19 protein-coding genes are annotated in these 25893 nt (G+C 73.9%); 12 read left to right on the forward strand and 7 right to left on the reverse strand.

Going from position 1 to position 25893, the window contains the following annotated elements; translation table 11 throughout:
- Nucleotides 1–889 precede the first annotated feature (889 nt).
- Nucleotides 890–2746 (reverse strand): beta-N-acetylhexosaminidase, encoded by a 1857-nt coding sequence (locus ACLQ22_RS25405; RefSeq protein ID WP_425694532.1) that lies wholly within the window; start codon nt 2744–2746, stop codon nt 890–892.
- Between the two features lie 315 nt (nt 2747–3061).
- Here ACLQ22_RS25405 and ppdK point away from each other — a divergent pair, with 315 nt between their 5' ends.
- The gene (gene ppdK, locus ACLQ22_RS25410) at nt 3062–5794 is read left to right on the forward strand and encodes a pyruvate, phosphate dikinase (RefSeq protein WP_425694533.1); all 2733 of its coding nucleotides are present in this window, start codon (nt 3062–3064) and stop codon (nt 5792–5794) included.
- A gap of 130 nt (nt 5795–5924) precedes the next feature.
- Here ppdK and ACLQ22_RS25415 read toward each other — a convergent pair whose 3' ends face one another.
- Entirely contained in the window at nt 5925–6410 is a 486-nt protein-coding gene (locus tag ACLQ22_RS25415; RefSeq protein ID WP_121400259.1) for a roadblock/LC7 domain-containing protein, read from the reverse strand.
- A gap of 193 nt (nt 6411–6603) precedes the next feature.
- On the opposite strand from ACLQ22_RS25415, the gene ACLQ22_RS25420 reads away from it, so the two are divergent.
- From ACLQ22_RS25420 to ACLQ22_RS25445, 6 genes are all read left to right on the forward strand, one after another.
- On the forward strand, nt 6604–6957 hold the full coding sequence (locus ACLQ22_RS25420; RefSeq protein WP_425694534.1) for a VOC family protein: 354 nt from the start codon (nt 6604–6606) through the stop codon (nt 6955–6957).
- A complete protein-coding gene (locus tag ACLQ22_RS25425; protein WP_425694535.1) occupies nt 6947–8248 on the forward strand; it encodes a deoxyguanosinetriphosphate triphosphohydrolase in 1302 nt (433 codons plus the stop codon). Before ACLQ22_RS25420 ends, ACLQ22_RS25425 begins: the two co-directional genes overlap by 11 nt.
- A 15-nt stretch (nt 8249–8263) precedes the next feature.
- Nucleotides 8264–9100: a siderophore-interacting protein gene (locus ACLQ22_RS25430; protein ID WP_425694536.1), complete on the forward strand. Its 837-nt coding sequence runs from the start codon at nt 8264–8266 to the stop codon at nt 9098–9100.
- A 143-nt stretch (nt 9101–9243) separates the two neighbouring features.
- Nucleotides 9244–10878: a BCCT family transporter gene (locus ACLQ22_RS25435; protein WP_425694537.1), complete on the forward strand. Its 1635-nt coding sequence runs from the start codon at nt 9244–9246 to the stop codon at nt 10876–10878.
- Nucleotides 10879–11011: 133 nt separating this feature from the next.
- Entirely contained in the window at nt 11012–12904 is a 1893-nt protein-coding gene (dnaG, locus tag ACLQ22_RS25440) for a DNA primase (protein WP_425694661.1), read from the forward strand.
- Nucleotides 12905–13441: a hypothetical protein gene (locus ACLQ22_RS25445; protein ID WP_425694538.1), complete on the forward strand. Its 537-nt coding sequence runs from the start codon at nt 12905–12907 to the stop codon at nt 13439–13441.
- A 10-nt stretch (nt 13442–13451) separates the two neighbouring features.
- Here the strand turns inward: ACLQ22_RS25445 and ACLQ22_RS25450 are convergent, their stop codons facing one another.
- The 5 genes from ACLQ22_RS25450 to ACLQ22_RS25470 all read right to left on the reverse strand — a co-directional run bounded on the left by ACLQ22_RS25450 (nt 13452) and on the right by ACLQ22_RS25470 (nt 20499).
- Entirely contained in the window at nt 13452–14420 is a 969-nt protein-coding gene (locus ACLQ22_RS25450; RefSeq protein WP_425694539.1) for a TAXI family TRAP transporter solute-binding subunit, read from the reverse strand.
- On the reverse strand, nt 14417–14809 hold the full coding sequence (locus ACLQ22_RS25455; RefSeq protein ID WP_425694540.1) for a roadblock/LC7 domain-containing protein: 393 nt from the start codon (nt 14807–14809) through the stop codon (nt 14417–14419). Before ACLQ22_RS25455 ends, ACLQ22_RS25450 begins: the two co-directional genes overlap by 4 nt.
- Nucleotides 14806–17253 carry a sensor histidine kinase gene (locus ACLQ22_RS25460; protein ID WP_425694541.1) on the reverse strand — a complete coding sequence of 816 codons (2448 nt, stop codon included), beginning with the start codon at nt 17251–17253 and terminating at the stop codon, nt 14806–14808. Before ACLQ22_RS25460 ends, ACLQ22_RS25455 begins: the two co-directional genes overlap by 4 nt.
- 67 nt (nt 17254–17320) lie before the next feature.
- On the reverse strand, nt 17321–18340 hold the full coding sequence (locus ACLQ22_RS25465) for a TAXI family TRAP transporter solute-binding subunit (RefSeq protein WP_366641769.1): 1020 nt from the start codon (nt 18338–18340) through the stop codon (nt 17321–17323).
- Nucleotides 18337–20499, reverse strand: coding sequence for a TRAP transporter permease (locus ACLQ22_RS25470; protein WP_425694542.1), 2163 nt, complete (start codon nt 20497–20499; stop codon nt 18337–18339). Before ACLQ22_RS25470 ends, ACLQ22_RS25465 begins: the two co-directional genes overlap by 4 nt.
- 479 nt (nt 20500–20978) lie before the next feature.
- Between ACLQ22_RS25470 and ACLQ22_RS25475 the strand changes: the two genes are divergently transcribed.
- The 5 genes from ACLQ22_RS25475 to ACLQ22_RS25495 all read left to right on the forward strand — a co-directional run bounded on the left by ACLQ22_RS25475 (nt 20979) and on the right by ACLQ22_RS25495 (nt 25644).
- Nucleotides 20979–21911: an ABC transporter ATP-binding protein gene (locus ACLQ22_RS25475; RefSeq protein ID WP_425694543.1), complete on the forward strand. Its 933-nt coding sequence runs from the start codon at nt 20979–20981 to the stop codon at nt 21909–21911.
- 289 nt (nt 21912–22200) lie between these two features.
- A complete protein-coding gene (locus ACLQ22_RS25480) occupies nt 22201–22737 on the forward strand; it encodes a hypothetical protein (protein ID WP_425694544.1) in 537 nt (178 codons plus the stop codon).
- A 104-nt stretch (nt 22738–22841) separates the two neighbouring features.
- A complete protein-coding gene (locus ACLQ22_RS25485; RefSeq protein WP_425694662.1) occupies nt 22842–23642 on the forward strand; it encodes an ABC transporter permease in 801 nt (266 codons plus the stop codon).
- A 10-nt stretch (nt 23643–23652) separates the two neighbouring features.
- Complete coding sequence (locus tag ACLQ22_RS25490) at nt 23653–24462, forward strand: ABC transporter permease (RefSeq protein WP_425694545.1); 810 nt, start codon at nt 23653–23655, stop codon at nt 24460–24462.
- Between the two features lie 63 nt (nt 24463–24525).
- Nucleotides 24526–25644 carry a YihY/virulence factor BrkB family protein gene (locus ACLQ22_RS25495; protein WP_425694546.1) on the forward strand — a complete coding sequence of 373 codons (1119 nt, stop codon included), beginning with the start codon at nt 24526–24528 and terminating at the stop codon, nt 25642–25644.
- Nucleotides 25645–25893 lie beyond the last annotated feature (249 nt).

Below are 25893 nucleotides of genomic sequence, written 5' to 3' on the forward strand. Positions count from 1 at the left end.
GGCCGGCGATGGCGCCGCCGGTGAAGGCGAGCCCGGCAGCGGTCAGAGCGGTCTTACGCAGCATGTCGGTACGCATGGTGATGGCACCTTTCGATCGGGGGTGCGCGGACGCGCGGGGGAGCGGCGTGCCGCGAAGGGGAAGTCAGAACGGATCGCTCCGGCGGCGGGGGCCTGCTCGGGCGTCCGGGATGTCTCAACGACCCGGGCCGGTCAGCCATTCCGCCGGCCGGTCGGGCCACCCGTGGCGCGGGGGAGCGGAGAGCGCCGTGGGTATGCCATGTTCAACGACCCGCGCCGGCCCACGATTCCGCCGCCCAGGTGGCACCGACCACGGGACGCACCGGACGGCGGCCGCTTGCAGGCACCTACCCGGACATCCGGAACCGGACAAACACCTCACGACATCTCAGTCCGCGCGATCGGTCCTCGGGTGAGCATCGCCGCCGCACGGTGAGATCGTGTGCGGGGAGTGGGTGGCGAGCGCGCTGTCGAGCTGATGTCGCAAACGACTCACGCTGCCGCGCCGGCACGAACCGCACGACACCCGGGGCGAGCTCGGAGCCGGCCCGGGTGACTCCTTCCCGCGCCGACGGCCCGCCTCCCCGGCCGATCTGGGCGGGACATCGCTGAATCGTCTACGACATCAGCTCGACAGCGCGCGAGGAGTCCACCCCGCGCCGCCATGCCCGCGCCGCCATGCCCGCGCCGCCATGCCCGCGTGCCGCCAGCAACCGGCAACCGACGGCAGTGACCCGTCGGCGATGCCCCCGATGATGGTCGGATGGCCTGCCGTGCGACGCCGGGCGACGCATCGGGCGAAACCGCCCGCACCCTGACATCGAGAGGTGAGATTCGCGACGGCGCTTCCCGGGGGCGTTGGGCGCGGGCGTCAGGCGGACGGGGCGGGCGCGGGGGCCTCCTCGGGGCCGGCCTGGGCGGGGATCGCGGTGTGCGGCACGGCGTGAGTCGGTTGCTCGGTCTGGGTGGGGATCGCCGCCTGTCGCGCGGCGGGAGCCGGCCGCTCGGCGGGCCAGGGGATCTCCGGCGAGCGGTGGAAGGCCGTGCCGGCCGCGATCCAGCGCGGGCCGTGCCCGGCCAGCCGGTCGCGGAAACCGGCCCAGTCGTGCGTCGCGCGGGGCGACCAGCCCAGCTCGGCGATCGCCGGCAGGCGCGGGAAGAGCATGAACTCGACCTCGGCCCGCGAGGTGACCGACTCGGTCCACAGCGGCGCCTCCACGCCGAGCACCGCGTCGGCCGGTACGCCGGCCAGGTGGGTGCCGGGATCCCAGTCGTACGCCCGCCGCACGTCGATCAGGCCGGCCCAGTCGTGCCCGATGGGGGTGTCCGGGGCGTACTTCATGTCGAGGTAGGCGTGGTTGCCGGGGGAGAGGACGAGCCGCGCCCCCCGCTGGACGGCGTCCGCCGTGACCGGGTCCTCGCCCCTGGTGCCCCACCACTGGAGCACCCGTCCCTCGGCGTGCGCGACGGGTGCGATCTGGTGCCAGCCCACCACCGTCTTGCCGGTCGCGGCGACGATGCGCTGGGCCCGCTCGACGAAGGCCGCGTACGCGTCGGGGCGCACCTTGAACGCCTCGTCGCCCCCGATGTGCAGCCACGGCCCGGGGGTGAGCGCCGCGATCTCGCCCAGCACGTCGGCGACGAACTCGTACGTCCGCTCGTTCGTGGGGTCGACGTAGCTGAAGCCGACGTCGGTGCCGGTGTACGGCGGCGGCGCGATGCCGTCCGGGGCCAGCTCGCCGTACGCGGTCAGCGCGGCGTTGGTGTGCCCCGGCAGGTCGATCTCCGGCACCACGGTGACGTACCGCTCGGCGGCGTAGGCCACGATCCGCCGGTAGTCGTCGCGGCTGTAGTGCCCGCCCGGGCCGCCGCCCACCTCGCTCGCCCCGCCGACCTCTGTCAGCCGCGGCCAGGCGTCGACCGCGATCCGCCAGCCCTGATCGTCGGTGAGGTGCAGGTGCAGGTGGTTGAGCTTGTAGCGGGCCAGGTGATCGATCACCCGCAGCACGTCCGGTACGCCGAAGAAGTGCCGGGCGACGTCGAGCATCGCCCCCCGGTAGGGGAACCGGGGCCGGTCGGTGATCGAACCGCCGGGCAGCGCCCAGCGCTCGGCCACCGGCACCGGGCTCTCGATGGCGGCGGGCAGGAGTTGACGCAGCGTCTGCGCGCCGTGGAAGAGCCCGGCGGGGGTGGCGGCCTCGATCCGTACGCCTTCGGACGTCACGTCGAGCCGGTAGCCCTCGGGGCCGAGGTCGTCGGAGGCGGCCAGCGCCAACGTGACGTCGCCGGCGGGCTCCGGTCGGGTGGCGTCGGTCACCGGCAGCGGGTAGCCGGTGGCCGGCCGGAGCAGGGCGGCGAGCTGCCCGGCGACGGCGCGGGCGGCGTCGTCGGGGCTCACCCGGATCGTCGCGTCGGGAGTGAGGACGAAGTCGGCGCCCGGGACCGGCGCGACCCGCTCCGGGGCGGGCACGACGTCGCCCAGCCGGACCCGGGCCGGCGGGGCGGGCAGGTCGTCGTCGGCGGCTCCGGTCGGCGGGGCGAGCAGGTTCTCGGGGGTCCCGGTCGGCGGGGCGAGCAGGTCGTCGGCGGCCCGGGCCGCCGCCCGGGCCAGCTCGGCGGCGGTCGGTTCGTGGACCGGCAGGTCGTGGTGCGCGGGGGTCCGCTCGTCCACCCCGGGGGCGCGGGACGGGTCGAGCGGCTCCGGGGCGGCGGTGGGAACGGCTGGCACGGCGTCGGCTCCGAGGGGTGTATTTGCGGCGGTTATGGCAAAGGTGAGGTTCACCGAAAAGCGTGCGGCCAAGAATACGAGGCGAAGCGGGAAATGCGTGATCGTGCTCGTGGAAGCGTTCCCAAAAACCCGTACGAACGCGGATAGTCGTGATAGCTGTGCCTATTGTCACCGAACGGTCCCGGGCCACACGAAGTTCGCTTAGCCTTCGCCCACCGGCCGGCTTGGCACCGGGATTGCCGGTGGTCCATCCCGGGGTATGAGAGCAACTGAACCTTCGTTAAGTGTCGGACCGGCGCGCGTGGGAGGGCTCTGGTGGCAAAGCAGGAGACGGTGGAACACAAGTACGTCTACGCCTTCGTCGAGGGCAACAAGGATCTCAAGGAACTGCTCGGCGGCAAGGGGGCCAACCTGGCCGAGATGACCAATCTCGGCCTGCCGGTCCCACCGGGCTTCACGATCACCACGGAGGCCTGCAAGGCGTACCTCGCCACCGGGGAGGAGCCCGACGGCCTGGCCGACCAGATCGCCGCGCACCTCGCGTCGCTGGAGCAGGCGATGGGCAAGCGCCTCGGTGACCCGGAGGACCCGCTGCTGGTGTCCGTGCGCTCCGGCGCCAAGTTCTCCATGCCCGGCATGATGGAGACCGTCCTCAACGTCGGCCTCAACGACCGCAGCGTCCAGGGACTCGCCCGACAGGCGGGCGGCGCGGACCAGCAGGCCGCCGGCGGCGCGGACCGGTTCGCCTGGGACTCCTACCGCCGCCTGATCCAGATGTTCGGCAAGACGGTGTGCGAGGTGCCGGGCGAGGAGTTCGAGCACGCGCTCGACGACGCCAAGCGGGCCAAGGGCACCGGGAACGACCTCGACCTCGACGCCGACGACCTGCGAGGGCTGGTCGACGCGTACAAGAAGATCTTCTTCAAGCACACCGGCCGGGAGTTTCCGCAGGAGCCGCGCGAGCAGCTCGACCTGGCCATCCGCGCGGTCTTCGAGTCGTGGAACGCCGAGCGCGCGGTGCTCTACCGCCGCCAGGAGCGGATCCCGGCCGACCTGGGCACCGCGGTCAACGTGGTGGCGATGGTCTTCGGCAACCTCGGCCCGGACTCCGGCACCGGCGTCGCGTTCACCCGCGACCCCGCCAGCGGCGCCCAGGGCATCTACGGCGACTACCTGGCCAACGCCCAGGGCGAGGACGTGGTCGCGGGCATCCGCAACACCGTGCCGTTGCAGGAGCTGGAGCGGCTGGACAAGAAGTCCTACGACGAACTGCTCGGCATCATGGCCCGGCTGGAGGGCCACTACAAGGACCTCTGCGACATCGAGTTCACCATCGAGCGCGGCAAGCTCTGGATGCTCCAGACCCGCGTCGGCAAGCGCACCGCCGCCGCGGCGTTCGTCATCGCCGGGCAACTCGTCGACGAGGGCCTGATCGACCTCGACGAGGCGCTGCACCGGGTCAACGGCGCGCAGCTCGCCCAGCTGATGTTCCCGCGGTTCCGGCTCGACCACGAGTTCCAGCCGGTGGCCAAGGGCATCGGGGCGTCGCCGGGCGCGGCGTCGGGCAAGGTGGTCTTCACCTCCGCCCGCGCGGTCGAACTGGCCGCCGAGGGGGAGTCGGTGATCCTGGTCCGGCGCGAGACCAACCCCGACGACCTGAACGGCATGATCGCCGCCCAGGGCATCCTCACCTCGCGCGGCGGCAAGACCAGCCACGCCGCCGTGGTGGCGCGGGGGATGGGCAAGACCTGCGTCTCCGGCGCCGACGAGATCGACGTCAACGTCCCGCAGCGCCGCTTCGTCGTCGGCGGGCAGACCGTCGTCGAGGGCGACATCGTCTCCATCGACGGCACCACCGGCAAGGTCTACCTCGGCGAGGTGCCGGTCATGCCGTCGGAGGTGGTGCAGTACTTCGAGGGCAGCCTCGACCCCGAGCACATCGACAACGCGCTGGTACGGGCCGTACACCGGATCATGTCGCACGCCGATGCCCGGCGGCGGCTGGCGGTACGCACGAACGCCGACACCGGCGCGGACGCCGCCCGGGCCCGGCGCTTCGGCGCGGAGGGCATCGGGCTGTGCCGCACCGAGCACATGTTCCTCGGCGACCGGCGCGAGCTGGTCGAGCGGCTGATCCTGGCCCGCGACAACGCGGACCGGGAGGCCGCGCTGGCCGCGCTGCTGCCGTTGCAGCGCGCCGACTTCGAGGAGATCTTCCGGGAGATGGACGGGATGCCCGTCACCGTCCGGCTGATCGACCCGCCGCTGCACGAGTTCCTGCCCCCGTTGGAGCAGCTCGCGGTCAACGTGGCGGTCGCCCAGGAGCGCGGCGAGGACGTGGCGCAGGAGGAGGCGCTGCTCGCCGCCGTGCGGCGGATGCACGAGGAGAACCCGATGCTGGGTCTGCGCGGCGTCCGCCTCGGCCTGGTCATCCCCGGCCTGTTCGCCATGCAGGTCCGGGCCATCGCGGAGGCCGCGGTCACCGTCACCCGCAGCGGCGCGGTGGCCCGGCCGGAGATCATGGTCCCCCTGGTCGGCGCGGTGCAGGAGCTGGAGACGGTCCGCGCCGAGGCCGAGAAGATCATCGCCGAGGTGGTCGGGGACAGCGGCGTCGAGGTGCTGATCGGCACGATGATCGAGGTGCCCCGGGCGGCGCTGACCGCCGGCCAGATCGCCGAGGCGGCGCAGTTCTTCTCCTTCGGCACCAACGACCTGACCCAGATGGGCTGGGGCTTCTCCCGCGACGACGTGGAGGGCGCGTTCTTCTGGCGCTACCTGGAGCTGGGCATCTTCGGCATCTCGCCGTTCGAGTCGATCGACCGCGACGGCGTGGGCCGGCTGGTGCGCATCGCCGCGGAGGAGGGCCGAGCGGCCCGGCCGGAGCTGAAGCTCGGCGTCTGCGGCGAGCACGGGGGCGACCCGGAGTCGGTGCACTTCTTCCACGAGGTCGGCCTGGACTACGTGTCCTGCTCGCCCTTCCGGGTGCCCGTGGCCCGGTTGGAGGCCGGCCGCGCGGCGGTGGAGACGGACGGCTCCGACAGCCGCTGACGGGGACGGTACGACAGGCTGGCGGCGGACCCGGGGGAGCGGATCCGCCGCCGCTGCCGTGCGGGCGGCCCGTGCCGGCGTGACCGCACCGTGGGTCGGGAGTCGGTCGCGACCGGCTCCCGGAGGTTGCTCAGACCGGCGGGCGGCGCCAGGTGTGGGGCGTGACGCGTCGGGGCAGCCTGCCGCCCGAGGTGCGGGCCGTGAGCCGGGCGTGCGCCTCGGGCACCGTCGCCGCCCCGATCAGGCGGTTGGTGTCCAGCACCGAGCCGGTGCGCCGGGCCACCGCCCGCGCGTCGGCGTGCAGCTCCTCCAGGTCGGCGCCGGCGTCGGCGACCAGCGTCAACAGGGCGTTGCGCCCGGCGGGATAGGTGACGACGGCGCCGGTCGACGTGCGGACCACCGATTCCCGGAACTCGCCGTGCCGCACGGTGTCGGCCACCCGGTGGCCGAGGCCGAAGCTGGCCGCCGCGAGCGCCGCCAGGTGGGTGGCGTCCGTCGTCGGCAGGTCGCTGGAGATCAGCAGCCCGTCGGTGCCGGCCAGCACCGTGCCCGCCACCTCCGGGCGGCGCCGGCGCAGCTCCGACAGTTCCGTTCCCATCATCGTGTCCGCGTTCACGGGCGTCTCCCCACCGTCGGGCCCTCAGTCTGGTCACGTTCCGCGCTGGGAACGCTACCGGCGGCCATGCCGGACCGCGATCCCGTAACCGTCGGCGATCGGTCGACAACTCTCGACTGTTCGGAGGTTGCGTAGCCGTCGGGCGCGCGCCGGCGGCGCGCCGTTCGCGGCGCGCGGGCGTAACCTGATCGGCATGAGCAGCGCCTGGGAGAGCCTGACCGTCGACGCCCGGGACCCCGCCCGGCTCGCCCGCTGGTGGGCCGAGGCGCTGGGCTACCAGGTGGTCAACGAGCAGTCGGACGAGGTGGAGATCCGCCGGTCCGCCGACCGGCTGCCGGGCATCGTCTTCGTGCCGGTGGCCGACGACAAGACGGCCAAGAACCGGCTGCACATCGACCTGCGCCCCGACGACCAGGAGGCCGAGGTCGAGCGGCTGGTCGACATGGGGGCCCGGCACGTCGACGTGGGGCAGGGCGACGGCGGGTGGACCGTGCTGGCCGATCCGGAGGGCAACGAGTTCTGCGTGCTGCGGCAGCGTGAGGACTGAGCCTCCCGGGCCGGACGATCCGGACGTCGCCCGCTGGGTCGACGAGCCGCCGAAGGACACCGGGTACGGGCGGTCGGCGTACGAGCGGGACCGCGCCCGGGTGCTGCACTCGGCGGCGTTCCGGCGACTGGCCGCGAAGACCCAGGTGCACACGGCCGGCACGGACGACTTCCTGCGTACCCGGCTGACCCACTCGCTGGAGGTCGCGCAGATCGCCCGGGAGATGGGGGCCCGGCTGGGGTGCGACCCGGACGTGGTCGACACCGCGGGGCTGGCCCACGACCTCGGTCACCCGCCGTTCGGGCACAACGGCGAGGACGCGCTGGACGACCTCGCGGCCGGGTGCGGCGGCTTCGAGGGCAACGCGCAGACGCTGCGGGTGCTGACCCGGCTGGAGGCCAAGGTGGTCGCCCCGGACGGGAGGTCCGCCGGTCTCAACCTGACCCGCGCCTCGCTGGACGCCGTGAGCAAGTACCCGTGGCCCCGCCGCCGGGAGCAGCGCAAGTTCGGGGTGTACGACGACGACCTCCCGCTCTTCGCCTGGCTGCGCGCGGGCGGCCCGGGTGACGACCGGCGCTGCCTGGAGGCGCAGGTGATGGACTGGGCCGACGACGTCGCGTACTCGGTGCACGACGTCGAGGACGGCATCCACGGCGGTTACGTGGCGCTGCGTACGCTGCTGCGCGACCCCGAAGAGCGGGCCGCGCTCTGCGCCGACGTCGCCGCCACCTACTCCGGCGAGTCCCCGGCCGACCTCGGCGACGTGCTGCTGGAACTGCTCGACGACCCGGTGCTCGCCCCGCTGGCCGGCTACGACGGCAGCCACCGCGCGCAGGCGGCGCTGAAGGCGACCACCAGCGTGCTGACCGGCCGCTTCGTCTCGACGGTGGTGGCGGCCACGCAGGAGCGGTACGGCCCGGGGCCGCACCGCCGCTACGCCGCCGACCTGGTGGTGCCCCGGCGGATCCGGGCGCGGTGCGCGCTGCTCAAGGGAATCGCCCTGCGGTACGTGATGCGTCGCCCCGGCGCGGGGGACCGCTACCGGCGGCAGCGGGAGGTGCTGGCCGAGCTGGTGCACGCCCTGGCCGACCGGGCACCGGACGGGCTGGATCCCGTCTTCGCCCCGCTCTGGTCGGCGGCGCCGGACGACGCGGCCCGGCTCCGGGTGGTGGTCGACCAGGTCGCCTCGCTGACCGACCCGGCCGCCGTCGCCTGGCACGCGCGGGTGGTGCGCGGCGGGCGCGGGCACCAGCCGACTGGGGATGGGGGATGGGCTACCGCGCAAACTTAGGCTAACCTAACCGGCATGACGGAGCGCCCCATCAAGGTCACCACCGCCCGGGTACTGCGCACCGAGCGGCCCACCCCCCACGTCGTCCGCCTGGTGCTCGGGGGTGAGGAGCTGGCCGGCCTGCCGGTGGGCGAGTTCACCGACCACTACATCAAGATCGTCTTTCCCGCGCCGGAGACGGAGTATCCGATCCCGTCGGACCTCAACGCGATGCGCCGCGATCTGCCCCGGGAGCGGTGGCCCCGGCTGCGCGCGTACACGGTGCGGGCCTGGGACGCGTCGGCCGGCGAGCTGACCGTCGACATCGTGCACCACGGTGACGTGGGGCTGGGCGGGCCGTGGGCGGCCGCGCTGCGCCCCGGCGACCCGGTGCCCTTCGTCGGCCCCGGCGGGGACTACGCCCCCAGCCCCGAGGCCGACTGGCACCTGCTGGTGGGCGACGAGAGCGCGCTGCCGGCCATCGCCGCCGCCCTGGAGCGGCTGCCCGCCGGCGCCCCGGCCACCGTCTTCGTCGAGATCGACGACCCGAGCGAGGAGCAGCCGCTGGCCAGCCCGGGCGCGGTGCGCCTGACCTGGCTGCACCGGGGCGACCGCCCGGTCGGGGAGGCCCTGGTCGCGGCCGTCCGGGCCCTGGAGTTCCCGCCCGGTGACGTGCAGGCCTTCGTGCACGGCGAGGCCACCTTCGTCAAGGAGCTGCGCCGCCTGCTCCGCATCGAGCGTGGCGTTCCCCGCGAGCGGCTCTCCATCTCCGGCTACTGGCGCCGGGGCCTGGACGACGAGGGCTGGCGCGCCAGCAAGCCCGACTGGAACCGGCAGGTGGAGGCCGAGGAGGCCGCCGCCGTCCCGGCCTGACCGGCCACCGCCGCTCCTGACGCCACCGTCCCGGCCAGCTGCCGCGCCCGGCCGGCTCCCGTCCACGCGGTCCGGCCGGGCAGGTTCTGCCCGATATCGCCGTGTGCCGCCTCCCTGCCCAGCAGGATGGGCAGGGGGTGGCCATGAGCGGGCAGGTACGGGACCGGGCGCAGGCCGTGGGCCGGATCGACCGGACGGTGCTGGCGCTCAGCGTCGGCGGCGTACTGGCCGTGGTGGCGTGGGGCGTGCTGGCCCGGGGCTCCCTGGCCGGCTTCGGCGAGTCGGGCCTGGCCTGGGTCATCGACACCTTCGGCTGGTTCTTCGTGGTGGCCGCCGACGCCTTCCTGGTGCTCTCGGTGATCATCGCGGTGACGAGGTTCGGCCGGATCCGGCTCGGCGCCGACGACGACGAACCGGAGTTCAGCACGCTGGCCTGGGTGGCCATGATGTTCAGCACCGGCATGGGGATCGGCCTGGTCTTCTACGCCGTCGCCGAGCCGATCGAGCACTACGGCGCCCCGCCGCCGGCCAGCGGCGTCGCGCCGAACACCGGGGCCGCCGGTGCGGCGGCGATGCAGTACACGCTCTTCCACTGGACGCTGCACCCGTGGGCGATCTACGCGGTGGTGGCGCTCGCGCTGGCGTACTCGACGTTCCGTAAGGGCCGGCCGAACCGGATCTCGGCCGCCTTCCAGCCGCTGCTCGGCGCGCAGACCGAGGGGCCGGTGGGCCGCGCGATCGACCTGCTGGCCGTCTTCGCCACCGTGTTCGGCTCGGCGACCAGCCTCGGCCTCGGCGCACTCCAGGTCGCCGCCGGGCTGGACCTGGTCACCCGGGTCCCGGACACCACCGCGGTCGAGCTGGTGGTGATCGGCGCCCTCACCCTGGCGTTCGTCGTCTCCGCCTTCTCGGGGCTGCACCGGGGCATCAAGTGGCTGTCGACCACCAACGTCGTGCTCGCCGTCGCGCTGATGGTGTTCGTGTTCGTGGCCGGCCCGACGATCTACACGCTGGAGGTGCTGCCCGCCTCGGTCGGCGACTACCTGAGCAACCTGGTCACCATGTCCACCCGCACCGGCGCCTTCTCGGATCCGGCGTGGTTGGGCAACTGGACGATCTTCTACTGGGCGTGGTGGATCTCCTGGGCCCCGTTCGTCGGCATCTTCATCGCGCGGATCTCCCGGGGGCGTACGGTCCGGCAGTTCGTCGCCGGGGTGCTGCTGGTGCCCAGCGGGGCCAGCGTGATCTGGTTCGCGGTGCTGGGCGGCAGCGCCCTGCGGGTGCAGGCCACCGGCACCCGGGACCTGGTCGCCGACGTCCGCGCGGGCACCGAACGGGCCCTGTTCGGCCTGCTGGAGGCGCTGCCCCTGGCGGGCCTGACCACCGTCCTGGCGATGGTGCTGGTCGGGCTCTTCTTCGTCACCGGCGCCGACTCCGCCGCGCTGGTGCTCGGCTCGCTGACCTCCCGGGGCGCGCTGCGCCCGCACCGCGCGCTGGTGGTGGTCTGGGGCGTGCTGATCGGCGCGGTCGCCGCCGTACTGCTGCTGGTGGGCGGGCTGGACGCGCTGCAACAGGCGACCATCCTCGTCGCACTGCCCTTCGTCGTGGTGATGCTCGGCCTGGCCGTCGCGCTGGTCCGGGACATGGCCCGGGACCCGGCGGTCAACCCGCCGCCGCGGGTCCGCCGCTCCGGCCTGGCCGCGGCCGTGCGGGCCGCCCGGTCGTACGACGAGGAGGACCCGCCGCCGGTGCGGCGCTACCTGCGGCGCCCGCGCTGAACCGGCGCGGCCGGTCCGGACGCCGCGCCGGGTGGCCGTGATCCGGTCGTCGCGGGCGCGGGCGCCGAGGTGACGGCGGTGGTCGCCACACGCGGCGTCCCCCGGCGGCGCGGCGTCGGTGCGGCAGGGCAGGATGTACGCCGAGGGGGTGGCGGACATGGCTGGGCGGATCCGGGACGAGGACATCGCGCTGGTCCGGGAGCGCAGCTCGATCGCCGAGGTCATCTCCGAGACGGTGACCCTGAGGTCGGCCGGCGCCGGCAACCTCAAGGGGCTGTGCCCGTTCCACGACGAGAAGAGCCCGTCGTTCAACGTCTCGCCCGCCCGCAACGTCTGGTACTGCTTCGGCTGCGGCGCCGGCGGCGACGCGATCAAGTTCCTGATGGACGCCGAGCACCTCAGCTTCGTCGAGTCGGTCGAGCGGCTCGCCGACCGCGCCGGCATCCAGCTGCGCTACGTCGAGAACGACTCCGCCGCGCCGCGCCCGCGTCCCCAGCAGGGGCAGCGGCAGCGCCTCGTCGCCGCGCACGCCGCCGCCGTGGAGTTCTACCGCGGCCAGCTCACCACCGCCGGCGCGCGTCCCGCCCGGGAGTTCCTGGCCCAGCGCGGCTTCGACCGGGCCGCCGCCGAGCGCTACGGCTGCGGCTTCGCACCCGACGCCTGGGACCTGCTCACCAAGCACCTGCGCCAGCAGGGCTTCAGCCACGACGAGCTGGTCACCGCCGGGCTGTCCCGGCCGTCGCGTTCCGGCACGCTGATCGACCGGTTCCGCCGCCGCCTGATGTGGCCCATCCGCGACCTGGCCGGAGACGTCATCGGCTTCGGCGCCCGCAAGCTCTTCGACGACGACGACGGCCCGAAGTACCTGAACACCCCCGAGACGCCCATCTACAAGAAGTCGCACGTCCTCTACGGCATCGACCAGGCCAAGCGGGAGATCGCCAAGCAGGGCAAGGTGGTCGTGGTCGAGGGCTACACCGACGTGATGGCCTGCCACCTGGCCGGGGTGCCGACGGCCGTGGCGACCTGCGGCACGGCGTTCGGCGGGGACCACATCGGGGTGCTGCGCCGGCTGCTGCTGGACACCGACGACGTGGCAGGCGAGATCATCTTCACCTTCGACGGGGACGCCGCCGGCCAGAAGGCCGCGCTGCGTGCCTTCGAGGACGACCAGCGCTTCGTCGGGCGTACGTTCATCGCGGTCAGCCCCGACAACATGGACCCGTGCGACCTGCGCCTGGCCAAGGGTGACCTGGCGGTCCGCGACCTGGTGGCCCGCCGCGAGCCGCTTGTCGACTTCGCGCTGCGGCACGTGATCAACCGCTTCGACCTCGACACCGTCGACGGCCGGGTGGAGGCGATGCGCCGGGCCGCGCCGCTGGTCGCCAAGCTCAAGGACCGGGAGAAGCGTCCGGAGTACGTCCGCAAGCTCGCCGGCGACCTCGGCATGGAGATCGAGCCGGTGCAGCGGGCCGTGCTGGCCGCCGCGTCGCCCACCCCCGGCCGGGAGGCCGCGCCGGCGCCCCGACCCGCCCGGCCGGAGCCGGTCGTCGACAACCCGCACTCGATGGTCGAGCGGGAGGCGCTGAAGCTCGCCCTCCAGGAGCCGGTGCTGGCCGGGCCGATGTTCGACGCGGTCGAGGCGTCGGAGTACCGCCACCCCGTGCACGTGGCGGTACGGGCGGCCGTCGCGGCGGCCGGCGGGGCCGCCACGGCCACCGGCGGGGCGGTCTGGATCGAGTCGGTCCGCGACGCCTGCGAGGACCTGGCCGCCCGGGCGCTCGTCGGCGAGCTGGCCGTGGAGCCGCTGCGCATCGACGGCGAGCCCGACCCGCGCTACGTCTCGGTCACCATGGCCCGGTTGCAGTGGGGCTCGGTGACCAGCCGGATCAGGGACCTGAAGTCCCGGATCCAGCGGATCAACCCGGTCAACAACAAGGACGAGTACTTCGCCGCCTTCGGCGAGCTGCTGTCGCTGGAGCAGCACGCCCGGGCGTTGCGCGAGCAGGCCGCGGGAGGACTGTAGATGGGACTGTTCCGCCGCAAGCCGAAGCTGCCCCCGGCCGCCCGGCCGCCGCTGGCCGCCGACGAGCGGGTGCTCGCCTGGGCCGCCGCCGGCAACGGCGAGGGCGACGGGGTGGTGGTCGCCAGCAACCTGGGGCTCTGGCTGCCCGGCCGGGCGCACCGGCTGGGCTGGCACGACGTCCTCAAGGCGGTCTGGTCCGGCCGCGAACTGACGGTGACGCCGGCCGAGCGGCTCGCCGAGCGCGACGGCTACCTGCTGGTGGCCGACCGCCCGGCCGAGACGTACCTGCTGCTCGACCCGGGGGAGCTGCCGCACCAGGTGCGGGAGCGGGTCACCCGGTCGGTGGCGTACACGCAGCACCACCCGGTGCCCGGCGGCGCCGGCCGGGTCGCGGCGCGCCGCGTGCCGGGGGTGGACGGCCTCACGTGGACGGTCCGCCTCGACCCCGGCACCCCAACCGACGACCCCGAGGTGCTCGCCGAGACCGACCGCCTCGTGGCGGAGGCCCGCGCCGCCACCGCCCCGGCGGACGCCTGACCGGCGCGGGTCACCCGCGCTGGTAGAACCGCGCGGCCCCGGGGTGCAGCGGGATCGGGTCGGTGCCCGAGGCGCTCTGCTGGGTGAAGTTGCCGGCCTCCGGGTGCACCTTGACCAGGTCGGCCTGGTAGGCGAAGAGCAGCCGGGTCAGGTCGTACGCCAGCTGGTCGGGCATGTCGGCGCTGACCAGGATGACGTTCGCCACCGTGACCGTCGGCGTGCCGCTCCTCGTCTTGTAGACCTCCTTCCGCAGCTCCGCGGTGGTGTAGACCGAACCGTGTCGCGCGGTGAGCGGCTCCATCAGGTCGACGATCGGCAGCAGCGCGTACCTGCCGGGCGCGCTGGCCAGCAGGTCGGCGATGCCCGGCGTGGGCAGGCCGCCGGAGAAGAACATCGCGTCGAGCGTGCCGGCCCGCATCCGCTTCACGGTCTCCGGCAGGGAGAGCGTGGCCCGGACGACGTCCCGGTCCGGGTCGAGGCCCGCTGCGGTCAGCAGACGCCCGGCGATGATGTCCGTGCCGGACTTCGGCGAGCCGGTGGAGACCCGCTTCCCGCGCAGCCCCGACAGCTTGGTGATCTTCGCGTCGGCGCGGACGATCACGTGGGTGTAGTTGCTGTAGACCCGGGCCAACGCCCGCACCGGCTGCGGCTGGCCCTCGAAGGCCCCGCGCCCCGCGACGGCGTCCGCCGCCGTGTCGGCGAGGCTGAAGGCGATCTCCATGTCGCCGCTGGCCAGCCGGTTGATGTTCTCCACCGACGCGCCGGTCGGCTCGGCCCGCGCCTCGTAGCCGGGCAGGTGGCGGCTGATCACGTCCGCGTAGCCGCCGCCGAGCTGGTAGTAGACGCCGGTGGTGTTGCCGGTGGCGAGGAAGATCCGGCCACCGTGCCAGGGCTGCGGCCCGGCCTCGGCCGTGCCGCAACCGGCGACGAGCACGGTCGCCAACAGGGCCGCGAGCAACCGGGAGGACCGTCCGATCACGCCCGGACCGCCGGCTCCAGGGCCTCCGCCACCCGCTGGACCAGCATGGCGGTCTCGTAGCCGATCTGGCCGAGGTCGCAGCCGGGCGCGGCGAGCACCCCGACGAGCGCGCGCTCGCCGACCGCCATCACCAGCAGCACCCCGCCGTCCATGTCGACGATCTGCTGGCGTACCCGGCCGGCCGACATCAACCGGGCGGCACCGACGGTCAGGCTGGCCAGGCCGCTGATCACGGCGGAGAGCTGGTCCACCTGGTCGGGCGCGAGGTGGGGCGAGGCCGCCAGCCGCAGCCCGTCGCCGGAGACCGCGAGGGCGTGCGACACGTCCGGCACCTGTTCGGCGAAGTTGGCCAGGAGCCAGTCCAGGCCGGCGCTCACGGATGGGGTCATGGTGTTCTCCTGGGGGGTGTCGTCTGGGTACGTCGGGTCGCGGCGGCCACTCCCTCGGCGAGGGAGGAGAGCCGGGACCGTACGACCTCGGGGTCGAGCAGGTCGCCCGCCGGTCGTACCGGCGGGGCCTCGTGCAGCGTGGCCGGCAGCTGGCCGCCCCGGGTGCGGCGCGGCAGCCCGGCCCCGGTGAGCTGAGGCGGCGCGGGCGGAGCCGACGCGGGACGGGACGACGGCGCCGTGGCGACGCCACCCGGCCCGGTCGGGCGCGCGCCGAGCACCGGGAGGGCGATCGTCGGCGCGTGGTGGACGCTGGCCAGGTCGGGCACGGCGGCGGGATCACCGGTCCCGGTCCGGGGCCGGAACCAGGCGGTCTGGGCGGGGACGACCGGCGCCTGCGTACGCGCGGGCGGGGGCGCCTGCGCGGGCACCTGCCGGACGGGTGGCGCCGGCGCGTGCACCTGCGGGGCGGCCTGGGCGGGGGCACGACCCTCCGGGGCGGAGCGCGGGGCGACGTCCTCGACGCGGGTGAGCGCCGACTCCGGGATCTCCACCTGCGCGACGGTGCCCGCGCCGCTGTTGTGCAGTTGCACCCGCACGCCGTGCCGGGCCGCCAGGTGGGCCACCACGTGCAGGCCCATGCTGCCGGCCGAGGCGCTGGAGAGCATCGCGGGGGCGAGCAGCCGCTCGTTGATCGAGGCGAGGCGGCTGTCGCTGATGCCGATGCCCTGGTCGTGCACGCGCAGCGTGAGGCCGTCGATCGTGCGCCGGCCGTCGACGTGCACCGGGGCGTTCGGCGGGGAGTAGACGGTGGCGTTCTCCAGCAGCTCGGCGAGGAGGTGGACCAGGTTGCCCACCGCGGCGCCGTGCACCGCGGCGGTCGGCACGTCGACCTCCACCCGCGGGTAGTCCTCGATCTCCGAGGCGGCCGCCCGCACCACGTCCGCGAGCAGGTGTGCGCCGTCGTGCGTACGGCCGGGCTCCCCGCCGGCGAGGACCAGCAGGTTCTCCCCATTGCGCCGCATGCGGGCGGCGAGGTGGTCCAGCGCGAAGAGCCGGGCCAGCGCGTCGGGGTCGGTCTCCTCGCGTTCGAACTCGTCGAGCAGCCGCAGCTGCCGGGTGATCAGGGTGCGGATGCGCCGGGCCAGGGCCTCGGCCATCCGGGTCACGTCCATCCGCACCTCGGCCTGTTCGCCGGCCAGGCGCAGGGCGGCCCGGTTCACCGTGTCGAAGGCCTGGGCGACCTGGGCGATCTCGTCGCGGCCCTGCCCGATGCCGGCGGTCAGCCGGGTGGCCGCGCCGTCGGTCGGCGCGCCGTCGCCGGCCGCGATGGCGGTGATCCGCTCGGGCAGTTCCCGGTTCGCCATGGTGAGCGCCGCGACCCGCAGCCGGCGCAGCCGGCGGCTGGTGCGGACGGCCAGCAGCACGGCCGCGGTCAACGACGCCAGCGCGACGGCGGTGGTCGCGCCGCCGGTGATCAGGGCCCGTAGCTGTGCTTCCCGGGCCAGCCCGGCGGCGTTGCGGTCGAGTTCCTCGGAGAGTTCCCGGCCGAGCAGGTTGTAGCGCCGGATGGCGCCGCTCTGGGCCACGTACCAGGCGTCGCCGTCGGTCTTCAGCCCGGCGGGCTCGGTCTCCACGTTGAGCGCGCTGTCGCGCATCCGGCGGGCGGTGGAGACGTCGGTGCCGGACACCAGCCGGGTGTACGCGTCCGCCGCCGGTCGGCTGGCGATCCGGGAGAACTCGGCCTGCCGCTGCTCCTGCGCGCCCCGCAGCTGGCCGAGGCGGACCAGTTCGCCGTCCACCAGCTCGCCCCGGACGAAGACGGTGCGCAGCAGGTCGCGTTCCACGGCGGCGAGGTGCTCCTGGGCGGCGACGGCGGCGACCTCGCGCGCCCCGTTGGCCAGCTCCCGGTCGCGCAGCTGGGCCGGCAGCGCGTCGGCGACGGCGAGCAGCGACTCGACCAGCGAGAGGTAGGCCGGGTCGGCGGTGGTGCCGCCCAGCGCGGACCCGCGGGCCGTTTCGAGCTGGCCGAGCTGCGCGTCGGCGCCGTCGAGCACCTGGCGCAGGTCGGGTGCGGCGCGGCGGGCGTCCCGGCTGGAGCCGCGGTACCGCTCGACGGACGCGTCGACCCGGCGGCGCTGCGCGTCGACGAGGGGTCGTCCGCTGCTGCCGCCCCGCTGGCGCAGTGCCGCCGTCTCGCCGAGTTCCCGTTCCAGCTCGTGCACCAGGCGCACGGTGGCCGTCGCGGTGCCGGCCAGCACCCGGGCGCGGTCCGCGTCGTCGGTGGCGGCCATGGCCATGGCGGTCTGGGTGGACCCCAGCACGACCAGACCGATCGTGGCCACCAGGATGGGCGCGAGCAACTGGGTGCGTACCGACCACAGTCGGTCGGTGTGGTCGGCGGGCCGGTGGTGCCGGCGTACGCGGCCGGGGGTGGGGAGCGACACTCGGGCCTTCCGGGGTGGGGTCGGAGGTGCCGGACCCGGGCGCGAGGCCCGGGCCCGGCACCCTGGATCAGCGTGCGCCGAGGTCCTGCAACGCCTTGTCCGCGCCGCGGTGCAGCGGTACGGGGTCGGTCTTGCGGGCGTTGTCCAGGCTGATGCCCTTGGCGGCCGGGTTGGCCTGCGCCAGGGCGTCCTTCTTGTCGAACACCGTCCGGGTGATCGCGCAGGCCACGTTCGCGTTGAGGTCCTTGCGGACCAGCAGCACGTTCGGCACCACGATGGTCGGGGTGTCCGCGGCGGTCTTGTAGACGTCCGCGCCGATGGTCCCGGCCTGGTACGCCGGGTTGAGCTCGGTCATCTTCGGCAGCAGCGGGGTGATGTCGATGAACTTCACCTTGTCCCCGGCGGTGGTGAACAGGTCGGTCAGCCCGCCCGTGGGCACCCCGCCCGACCAGAAGAGCCCGTCGACGCTGCCGTCCTTGACGCCCTCGACGGACTTGGTCAGGTCGAGCCGCTGCGCCTGGACGTCCTTGGCCGGGTCGAGGCCGGCGGCCTCCAGCAGCCGGTTGGCGATGACCTCGGTGCCGGACTTCGGGGAGCCGGTGGAGATCTTCTTGCCCTTCATGTCGGCGACCGAGTTGATCCCCGAGTCGGCCCGGACGACGACCTGCGTGTAGTTGTCGTAGATCCGGGCGAGCGCCTCGACCGGCTGCGGCGCCGTGAAGCTGCCCTTGCCCTGCACCGCGTTGACCGCCGTGTCGAACAGGGAGAAGGCGACGTCGTACTGGCCGCCGACGAGCTGCTCGACGTTCTGCACCGAGGCGCCGGTCTCGGCGGCGGTGCCGGTCAGCTTGCCCTCGGTCGCCCCGGAGAGCTGACCGGCCAGGGCGTTGCCGACCACGTAGTAGACGCCGGTGGCGTTGCCGGTGGCGATACCGACGCGGGTGCTGTCGGTGACCTTGCAGGTGATCTCACTGGCGGCGTCGTCCTTGGTCGCGCCGTCCTGACGGCCTCCGCAGCCGGCGGTGCCCGCGGCGACGAGGGCCAGCGCGCCAACCCCCGCGGCGAGCCGCACGTTGATCCGTCTCACTGTTTTTCCTCCCCATGGTTCACCGTTGGTACTGCTGACGGCCCGCCGGTCCGACCGGCGGATCCGCGTCTGACGAGCACACCCGCCACCATGACGGCCGCCAGGGCGGCGCCGATCGCGACGGGCACGGGTTCGAGCCAGAGCAGCGTCAGCCCGGCGAGCGCGCCGACGATCCGCTCCGGCGTGCCGGCCGGGCCGACGCCGGGCAGCCAGCCGCCCGCCGCCACCGCCAGCACGGCGACGCTGAGGGCGGCGACCGTCGCGGCGACGGCTATCCGCTGCGGGCCCCCGATGCCGAGCAGCCCGAGGCCGGTCGGGGTGACCACGAAGGCGAGCGGGATGAGGTAGGCCGGCAGGGCGTACCGCAGGGTCTGCCACATGGTCGGCACCAGCCGGCCGCCGGTCACCGCGGCGGCGGCCACCGCGGCGAGCGCGGTCGGCGGGGACGCCTCGGACAGGACCGCGAAGTAGAAGACGAACATCGCCGCGGCGGGCGCGGTGACGCCCAGGTCCAGCAGGGCCGGGCCGATGATCACCCAGCCGATCACGAACGACGCGGTGACCGGCACGGCCAGCCCGAGCAGGGTGAGGGCGACGGCGGCGAGCAGCGCGGTGAGCGCCAGCACCACGGCCGGCTCGGAGCTGACGGCCTGGGCCCCGCTGACCAGCAGCGCCGCGGCCTGGGGCCCGAGGCCGGTCTTGGTGGTGGTGGCGGTGATGATGCCCGCGGCGGCGCAGACCGCGCTCACCGCGAGCACGCCGCGCACCCCGGCGCTCAGCGCGGCGAGCAGGCGGGCCGGGGTGAGCCGGTGCCGACGGTCGAGGAAGGACAGCACGGCGGCCAGGACGGTGGCCAGCACCACGGCCTTCGTCGCGGAGAAGCCGACGGCGAGCAGCCCGACGATCGCGAAGAGCGAGAGGAAGTGGTAGCCGAAGCGGGCCAGCAGCCGGCCGGCCGAGGCCGTCTCGATCACCACCGGCCGCACGCCCGAGCGCCGGGCGTCGATCTCGACTGCGAGGAGGATGCCGAGGTAGTAGAGCACCGTCGGGACGGTCGCCCAGCCGAGCACCTGCAGGTACGACACGCCGAGGTACTCGGCGATGATGAAGGCCGCCGCGCCGAGGGTGGGCGGGGAGAGGATCGCCCCGACGCCGGCCGCGGCGAGCATGCCGCCCGCCCGCTCCGGCGGATAGCCGGCGCGCCGCAGGACGGGCCAGGTGACCGCGCCGATGCTGACGGTCGTCGCCGCGCCGGAACCGGAGACGGTGCCGAGCAGGAACCCGGAGGCGACGGCCGTGCGCCCGGCGGCCGTGCGCGAGCGCCGGAAGGCGGCGGCGGAGAGCTCCACGAAGAACCGGCCGGCCCCGGAGAGGTCCAGCACCGCGCCGTAGATGGTGAACAGCACGATGTACGTCGCCGCGACGTCGAGCGGGGTGCCGTAGAAGCCGCTGTCGGAGTTGTAGAGGCCGTCGACGATCTGTCCGAAGTCGAGGCCCGCGTGGGCCACCGGCCAGGACTGGGGCAGCAGCCCGCCGTAGTAGCCGTAGCCGAGGAAGACCACACAGACCGCCGGCAGGATCCATCCGGTGGTGCGCCGGCACGCCTCCAGCAGCAGGATCAGCAGGACGGTGCCCATCGCCACGTCCACGCCGACCAGCAGGCCCTGCCGGTCGAGGAAGGCGTCGTACCCGCCGCCGCCCTCACCCAGGCCGACGGGCAGCACCGGGTAGAGGCAGCTGACCAGCGCCGCGCCGGCCAGGATCCAGTCCGGCAGGGTGGGACCCCGGCGCCCGGGGCGGCCGGTGGGCGCGGCGTCGCTCGGCGCGTCCGCGCGACGCAGTCGCCGGGGCAGGCGCAGATCGGCCGGGTACGCCAGGAAGACCATCGGCAGGATGCCGGCCAGGAAGATGACCAGGTAGAACTTGCTCCCCTGCGGCAGCGGGCTGAACACCTGCCAGAGGGCGAGCAGCGCGATCGCCAACGTCGTTCCGGTGACCAGCACGCCGATCGGCCCGGAGAGTTCCCGCCCGGGCTTTTCGTCCTCGAACTGCGCGGCGAGTTCCCGTGGATCGGGCGCGGCACCGTCTGGATCGGACCGATTGTCCGTCTCGGGCGGCAGGGGGACCGGACCGCCGTCCGGGGTGGACTCGGGGCCCACGGTGGACGGCTGCGGGGCGGGTTCGCCTGATGAACGCACTGGTGGCACGAGGGGGCACGATACGCGAATTAGATACCGGGCGGAATATTGCTGATCATGATTGCAGCCAGTAATTAAATGGGACTTCCGATTACGCAGAGAGACTGTTATTGCGCCCGGATATGCGGCAGGATGCGCGCCCTGATTGGTAAGAATGCGGCAAGCCGGGAGCGGTCCGCATCCGATGCGTCCACTCTGGTCCGGTAGCGGCGCGTTTCCGGCCCACCCTCGCGCGGTGGTCACCGCGTCGTCGACATCGCACGAAACCATCACGCAGCGTAGTTTTCGTCGCTCTCCGTTGCCGGAAGGGCCCTGACCAGGGCGCCTGCACCCCCTACCGTCCGGCCCCACTCCTGCCGCCGATCCCACCCCTACCGCCCGGCGACGGGCCCGGCCGCGATCCGGCCGGCGGTGTCGGCGCCGGAGGTTATGGTCGGGCGGTGACCACGGCTCCACCACTCATCCAGGCGCGGGCGCTGGTGAAGCGGTTCGGCGACTTCACCGCCGTCGACGGCATCGACGTCGAGGTGCGTGCCGGCGAGGCGTTCGGCTTCCTCGGGCCCAACGGCGCCGGCAAGTCCTCCACCATGCGGATGGTCGGCTGCACCTCCCCGCCCAGCGGCGGCGAGCTGCGCATCCTCGGCATGGATCCGGTGCGCGACGGGCCGGCGATCCGGGCCCGCCTCGGCGTCTGCCCCCAGCTCGACAACCTGGATCCCGAGCTGACCGTCCAGGAGAACCTCACCACCTACGCGCGCTACTTCGGCATCTCCCGCCGGGTGGCCCGCGCGCGGGCCGCCGAGCTGCTCGACTTCGTCCAGCTCACCGAGCGGGCCGACAGCAGGGTCGAGCTGCTCTCCGGCGGCATGAAACGGCGGTTGACCATCGCCCGCGCGCTGGTCAACGAGCCCGAGATCGTCCTGCTCGACGAGCCGACGACCGGCCTCGACCCGCAGGCCCGGCACCTGGTGTGGGAGCGGCTGTTCCGGCTCAAGCAGCAGGGCGTCACGCTGGTCCTCACCACCCACTACATGGACGAGGCGGAGCAGCTCTGCGACCGCCTGGTGGTGATGGACGGCGGGCGGATCGTCGCCGAGGGCTCGCCCCGCGCGCTGATCGACCGGCACTCCACCCGGGAGGTGGTGGAGCTGCGGTTCGCCGCCGAGTCGCAGGAGGCGTTCGCCGGCAAGCTCGACGGGCTGGGGGAGCGCGTCGAGGTGCTGCCCGACCGGATCCTGCTCTACGTGCCCGACGGCGACGCGGCCGTCACCGAGGTCGGCGAGCGGGGGCTGCACCCGGCCAACGTGCTGGTCCGGCGCAGCAGCCTGGAGGACGTCTTCCTCCACCTCACCGGCCGCACCTTGGTCGACTGACCGGGCGGGACGGCCGGCTCCGCGCCGTCCGGCCGACCGAACCGGCGGCGGTCCGCGTCGTCCGCGCCATCCGTGCCGCCCGCATCGTGCGCGCTGTGCGCGCCGCCCGTGCCGTGCGCGTCGTCCGTGCCGCCCGTGCCGTGCGCGTCGTGCGCGTCGTCCGCGCCGCCCGCGGCGGGTGTGCCGCCGGGAGGCGGGTCGTGGCCGGCGGGTGCGGCGGTGCCGGTCGTTACGTAGCATCGGCGGGCCGGCGGCACGTCGCCCGCCCGGCGACACACACGGGGGTGTCATGTCGAGGTTGGAGTTCCAGTCCCGCCGCCAGGCCGGGCTCGCCGCGCTCTATCTGGGCGTCTTCGCGACGATCTGGTTCAGCGTGCCGGCCGCCGAGCAGCCGCTGCGCGCCCTGCTCGTGGTCGCGAGCGGCGCGGCCCTGGTCACGGCGGTGATCGGCGCCGTCGTCGTGGCCCGCAGCCGGGGACCCGTCGCCCACGACCGCGCCGCCGACCGTCGCTACCTCCTGATCGTCCTCGCCGAGTTCGCCGCCGCCGGGCTCGGCGCCGTCGTGCTCGCCCTCGTCGGGTGGTCGGAGTTCATCCCGGTGCTGGTCTGCGCCGTGGTGGGGCTGCACTTCTTCCCCCTCGTGCCGGTGCTGCGCGACCCGCTGCTGCGACTGCTCGGGGCGGCGATGTGCGTCGTCGCCCTGGCGGGGCTGGTCACCGCGCTCGCCACGGCGGTGTCGGCGGGGCTCGTCGTCGGCACGGGTGCCGGGCTGCTGCTGCTCGGCTACGCGGTGCTGGCGCTGCTCCGTACGGCCCGGCAACGCTGACGGACGAGGGCGCCGGTTCGCCGTAGGGTGGCCTCGGCCTGTCGTACCCGCGAGGTAGGAAGGTCGTGGTGGGCGCGGAGCGAGACGGGGGTGGTCGCGTGAGCGTGGCGCAGTCGGCGCGGGAACGGGCGCGTCCGGCGCTGCCGCGGGTGCCGGCGCTCGCGGTGCTGGCGCACCATCTCGTCGGCTACCGGCGCACCTGGCGGGCGGGGCTCTTCTCGTCGTTCCTGCTGCCGGTGCTGACCGTGGTCGGGTTCGGCGTCGGCGTCGGCTCCTACATCGACCAGGGCATCGGCGGGGTGCCCTACCTGGACTGGATCGTGCCCGGCCTGATCGCGTCGACGGCGTTGCAGACGGCCGTCAGCGAGTCGACGTGGCCGGTGTTCGGCAACTTCCAGTGGGTCAAGACCTACTTCGCGCAGAGCGCGGCGCCGCTGCGGGTGGGCGACATCCTCGGCGGGCACCTGGCCTTCGTGGTGTTCCGGGTGGTCACCACCGTCGCGGCGTTTCTGCTGGTGACGGCCCTGTTCGGGGCGCTGCGGTCGCCGTGGGCACTCGTCGCGCTGCCGGTGACGGCACTGCTCGGGCTGGCCGTCGCCGCGCCGACCTTCGCGTACGCGTCGGTGGTCTCCGTCGACAGTTGGCTGGCGATGCTGCTCCGCTTCGCGGTGATCCCGATGACGCTCTTCGCCGGCGTGTTCTTCCCCGTCGAGTCGCTGCCCCTGGCGCTGCGCTGGCTGGCGTACGCGACCCCGCTCTGGCACGGCGTCGACCTGTGCCGGGCGGCGTCGCTCGGCGTCGCCCCGCAGTGGTCGGTCGCCGGCCACCTGCTCTACCTCGCGGCCTGGGCGGTCGGCGGCTGGCTGCTGGCCCGTCGCGCGTTCCGTCGCAGGCTGGTCGTCTAGGAGGGTCGCAGTGGTCGGTCTCGTCCTGCCCCGGCTGGTCGCCGTCTCCGCCGCGTCCCGCCGGTCGGTCTCCGTGGCCGAGCGCAACGTCGCGGCCCTGAAGGCCGTCTACTGGCTGCTGCTCGTCTCCGGTTTCGTGGAGCCGCTGCTCTACCTGCTCTCCATCGGTGTCGGGGTCGGCACGCTGGTCGGCGACCTCACGCTCGCCGGCGGCGAGGTCGTCACCTACGCGGCGTTCGTCGCGCCGGCCATGCTCGCGTCGTCGGCCATGTCCGGCGCGCTGTCGGAGACGACCTTCAACTTCTTCGGGAAGATGAAGCAGATGAAGCTGTACGACGGGGTGATCGCCACCCCCGTGCAGCCGTTCGAGATCGCGGTGGGAGAGCTGCTCTGGGCGATGCTGCGCGGCAGCGCCTACTCGGCCGCCTTCCTGGTGGTGATGGTGGCGATGGACCTGACCACCGCGGCGCGGGCACTGGTCGCCTTCCCGGCGGCCGTGCTGGTCGGCTTCGCCTTCGGCGCGCTGGGAATGGCGATCACCACCTTCATGCGCAGCTGGCACGACTTCGACCTGATGTCGGCGGCCCAGTTCACCCTCTTCCTCTTCTCCGGCACGTTCGTCCCCGCCGAGTCCTACCCGGCCGCGCTGCGCTGGGCGGTGGAGGTGACCCCGCTCTACCGCGCGGTGCACCTCATCCGTGGCGTCTCGGTGGGCGCGGCCGGCTGGGAATGGGTGCTCGACGTGCTCTACCTGCTCGCGGCGATGATCCTGGGGCTGCTGGTCGCCTCGCGCCGGATGGGCAGGTTGCTCTACGGCTAGGGGTTAACGGTGGCCGCTGCCTGGGCATGTCGAGGGGACTGACGCCGACCACGAGGAGGGGCGATGGCCTCCGACGAGTCCTCCACCCGCAGCGGGCGCGACCGCGACGATTCCGGGGCGGTGCCCGCCGGCCGGGTGGGCGACCGCCGGACGGGCCGCGCGGACCGGGGATCCGACCCCCTTCGTGCCGAGCGGCACCGCCCGGGTCGCGGCCCGGTCGGGCCCGACGAGGGTCCCGACAGCCCGGCCGAGCTGCCGGGCGCCGGCTGGAAGGCCGCGCTGCGCCGCACGGTACGGGAGTTCCAGGACGACAGCCTGACCGACTGGGCGGCGGCCCTGACGTACTACGGGGTGCTCTCCATCTTCCCCGGCCTGCTGGTGCTGGTCTCGATCCTCGGCCTGCTCGGCCCGGGCGCCACGCAGGGCGTCAAGGACACCGTCAACCAGGCGGTCCCGCAGGGGGAGATCCGGCAGATCGTCGAGGGGGCGATCGACCAGGCGCAGCAGAGCGGCGGTTTCGCCGGTTTCGCCGCCATCCTCGGTCTGCTGGCCGCGTTCTGGTCGGCGTCGGGTTACATCGCCGCGTTCATGCGGGCCTCCAACACCATCTACGACGTGCCGGAGGGGCGCCCGATCTGGAAGACGCTGCCGATCCGCGTCGGGGTGACCGCGGTGATCGGCGTGATGCTGCTGGCCAGCGCGGTGATCGTGGTCTTCACCGGCGGCCTCGCCGAGCAGGTCGGGGAGGCGATCGGGCTGGGCTCCACGGCGGTGACGGTGTGGAACATCGCCAAGTGGCCGGTGCTGCTGCTCCTGGTGAGCCTGATGTTCGCGATCCTCTACTGGGCGTCGCCGAACGCCCGGCACGGCGGCTTCCGCTGGGTCAGCCCGGGTGGCGTACTGGCCGTGGTCATCTGGTTGGTGATCTCGGGCCTGTTCGCGCTCTACGTCAGCAACTTCGGCTCGTACAACAAGACGTACGGGGCGCTCGCCGGTGTGATCATCTTCCTGATCTGGCTGTGGCTGAGCAACATCGCGATCCTCCTCGGCGCGGAGTTCGACGCCGAGCTGGAGCGCAGCCGCGCCATCGAGGCGGGCCACTCCCCGGACGAGGAGCCGTACGTCGAACTGCGCGACGACCGCAAGCTCAAGAAGAAGCGCAACGCCGCCAACCGCAGCTGACGCTCCGCCCGCACCCGCAACCGCAACCGCAGCTGCACCCGCCGCCCCGCCACCCGTCCGGTGCCGGGGCGGCGGCACGTCCCGCGCCGCCGGCACCGGCGCGCTTGCCTACGCCACGGCTTGCCTCGTCGCGCTGGGTGTCACCCGCCTCACCCGCTTGCCTCGCGCGTGGCCGTGCTGGCCATCCGCTCCACCCGCTTGCCTCGCGCGTGGCCGTGCTGGCCATCCGCCCCACCCGCTTGCCTCGCG

The organism is Micromonospora sp. DT178 (assembly GCF_049841695.1).
Taxonomy (GTDB): Bacteria; Actinomycetota; Actinomycetes; order Mycobacteriales; family Micromonosporaceae; genus Micromonospora.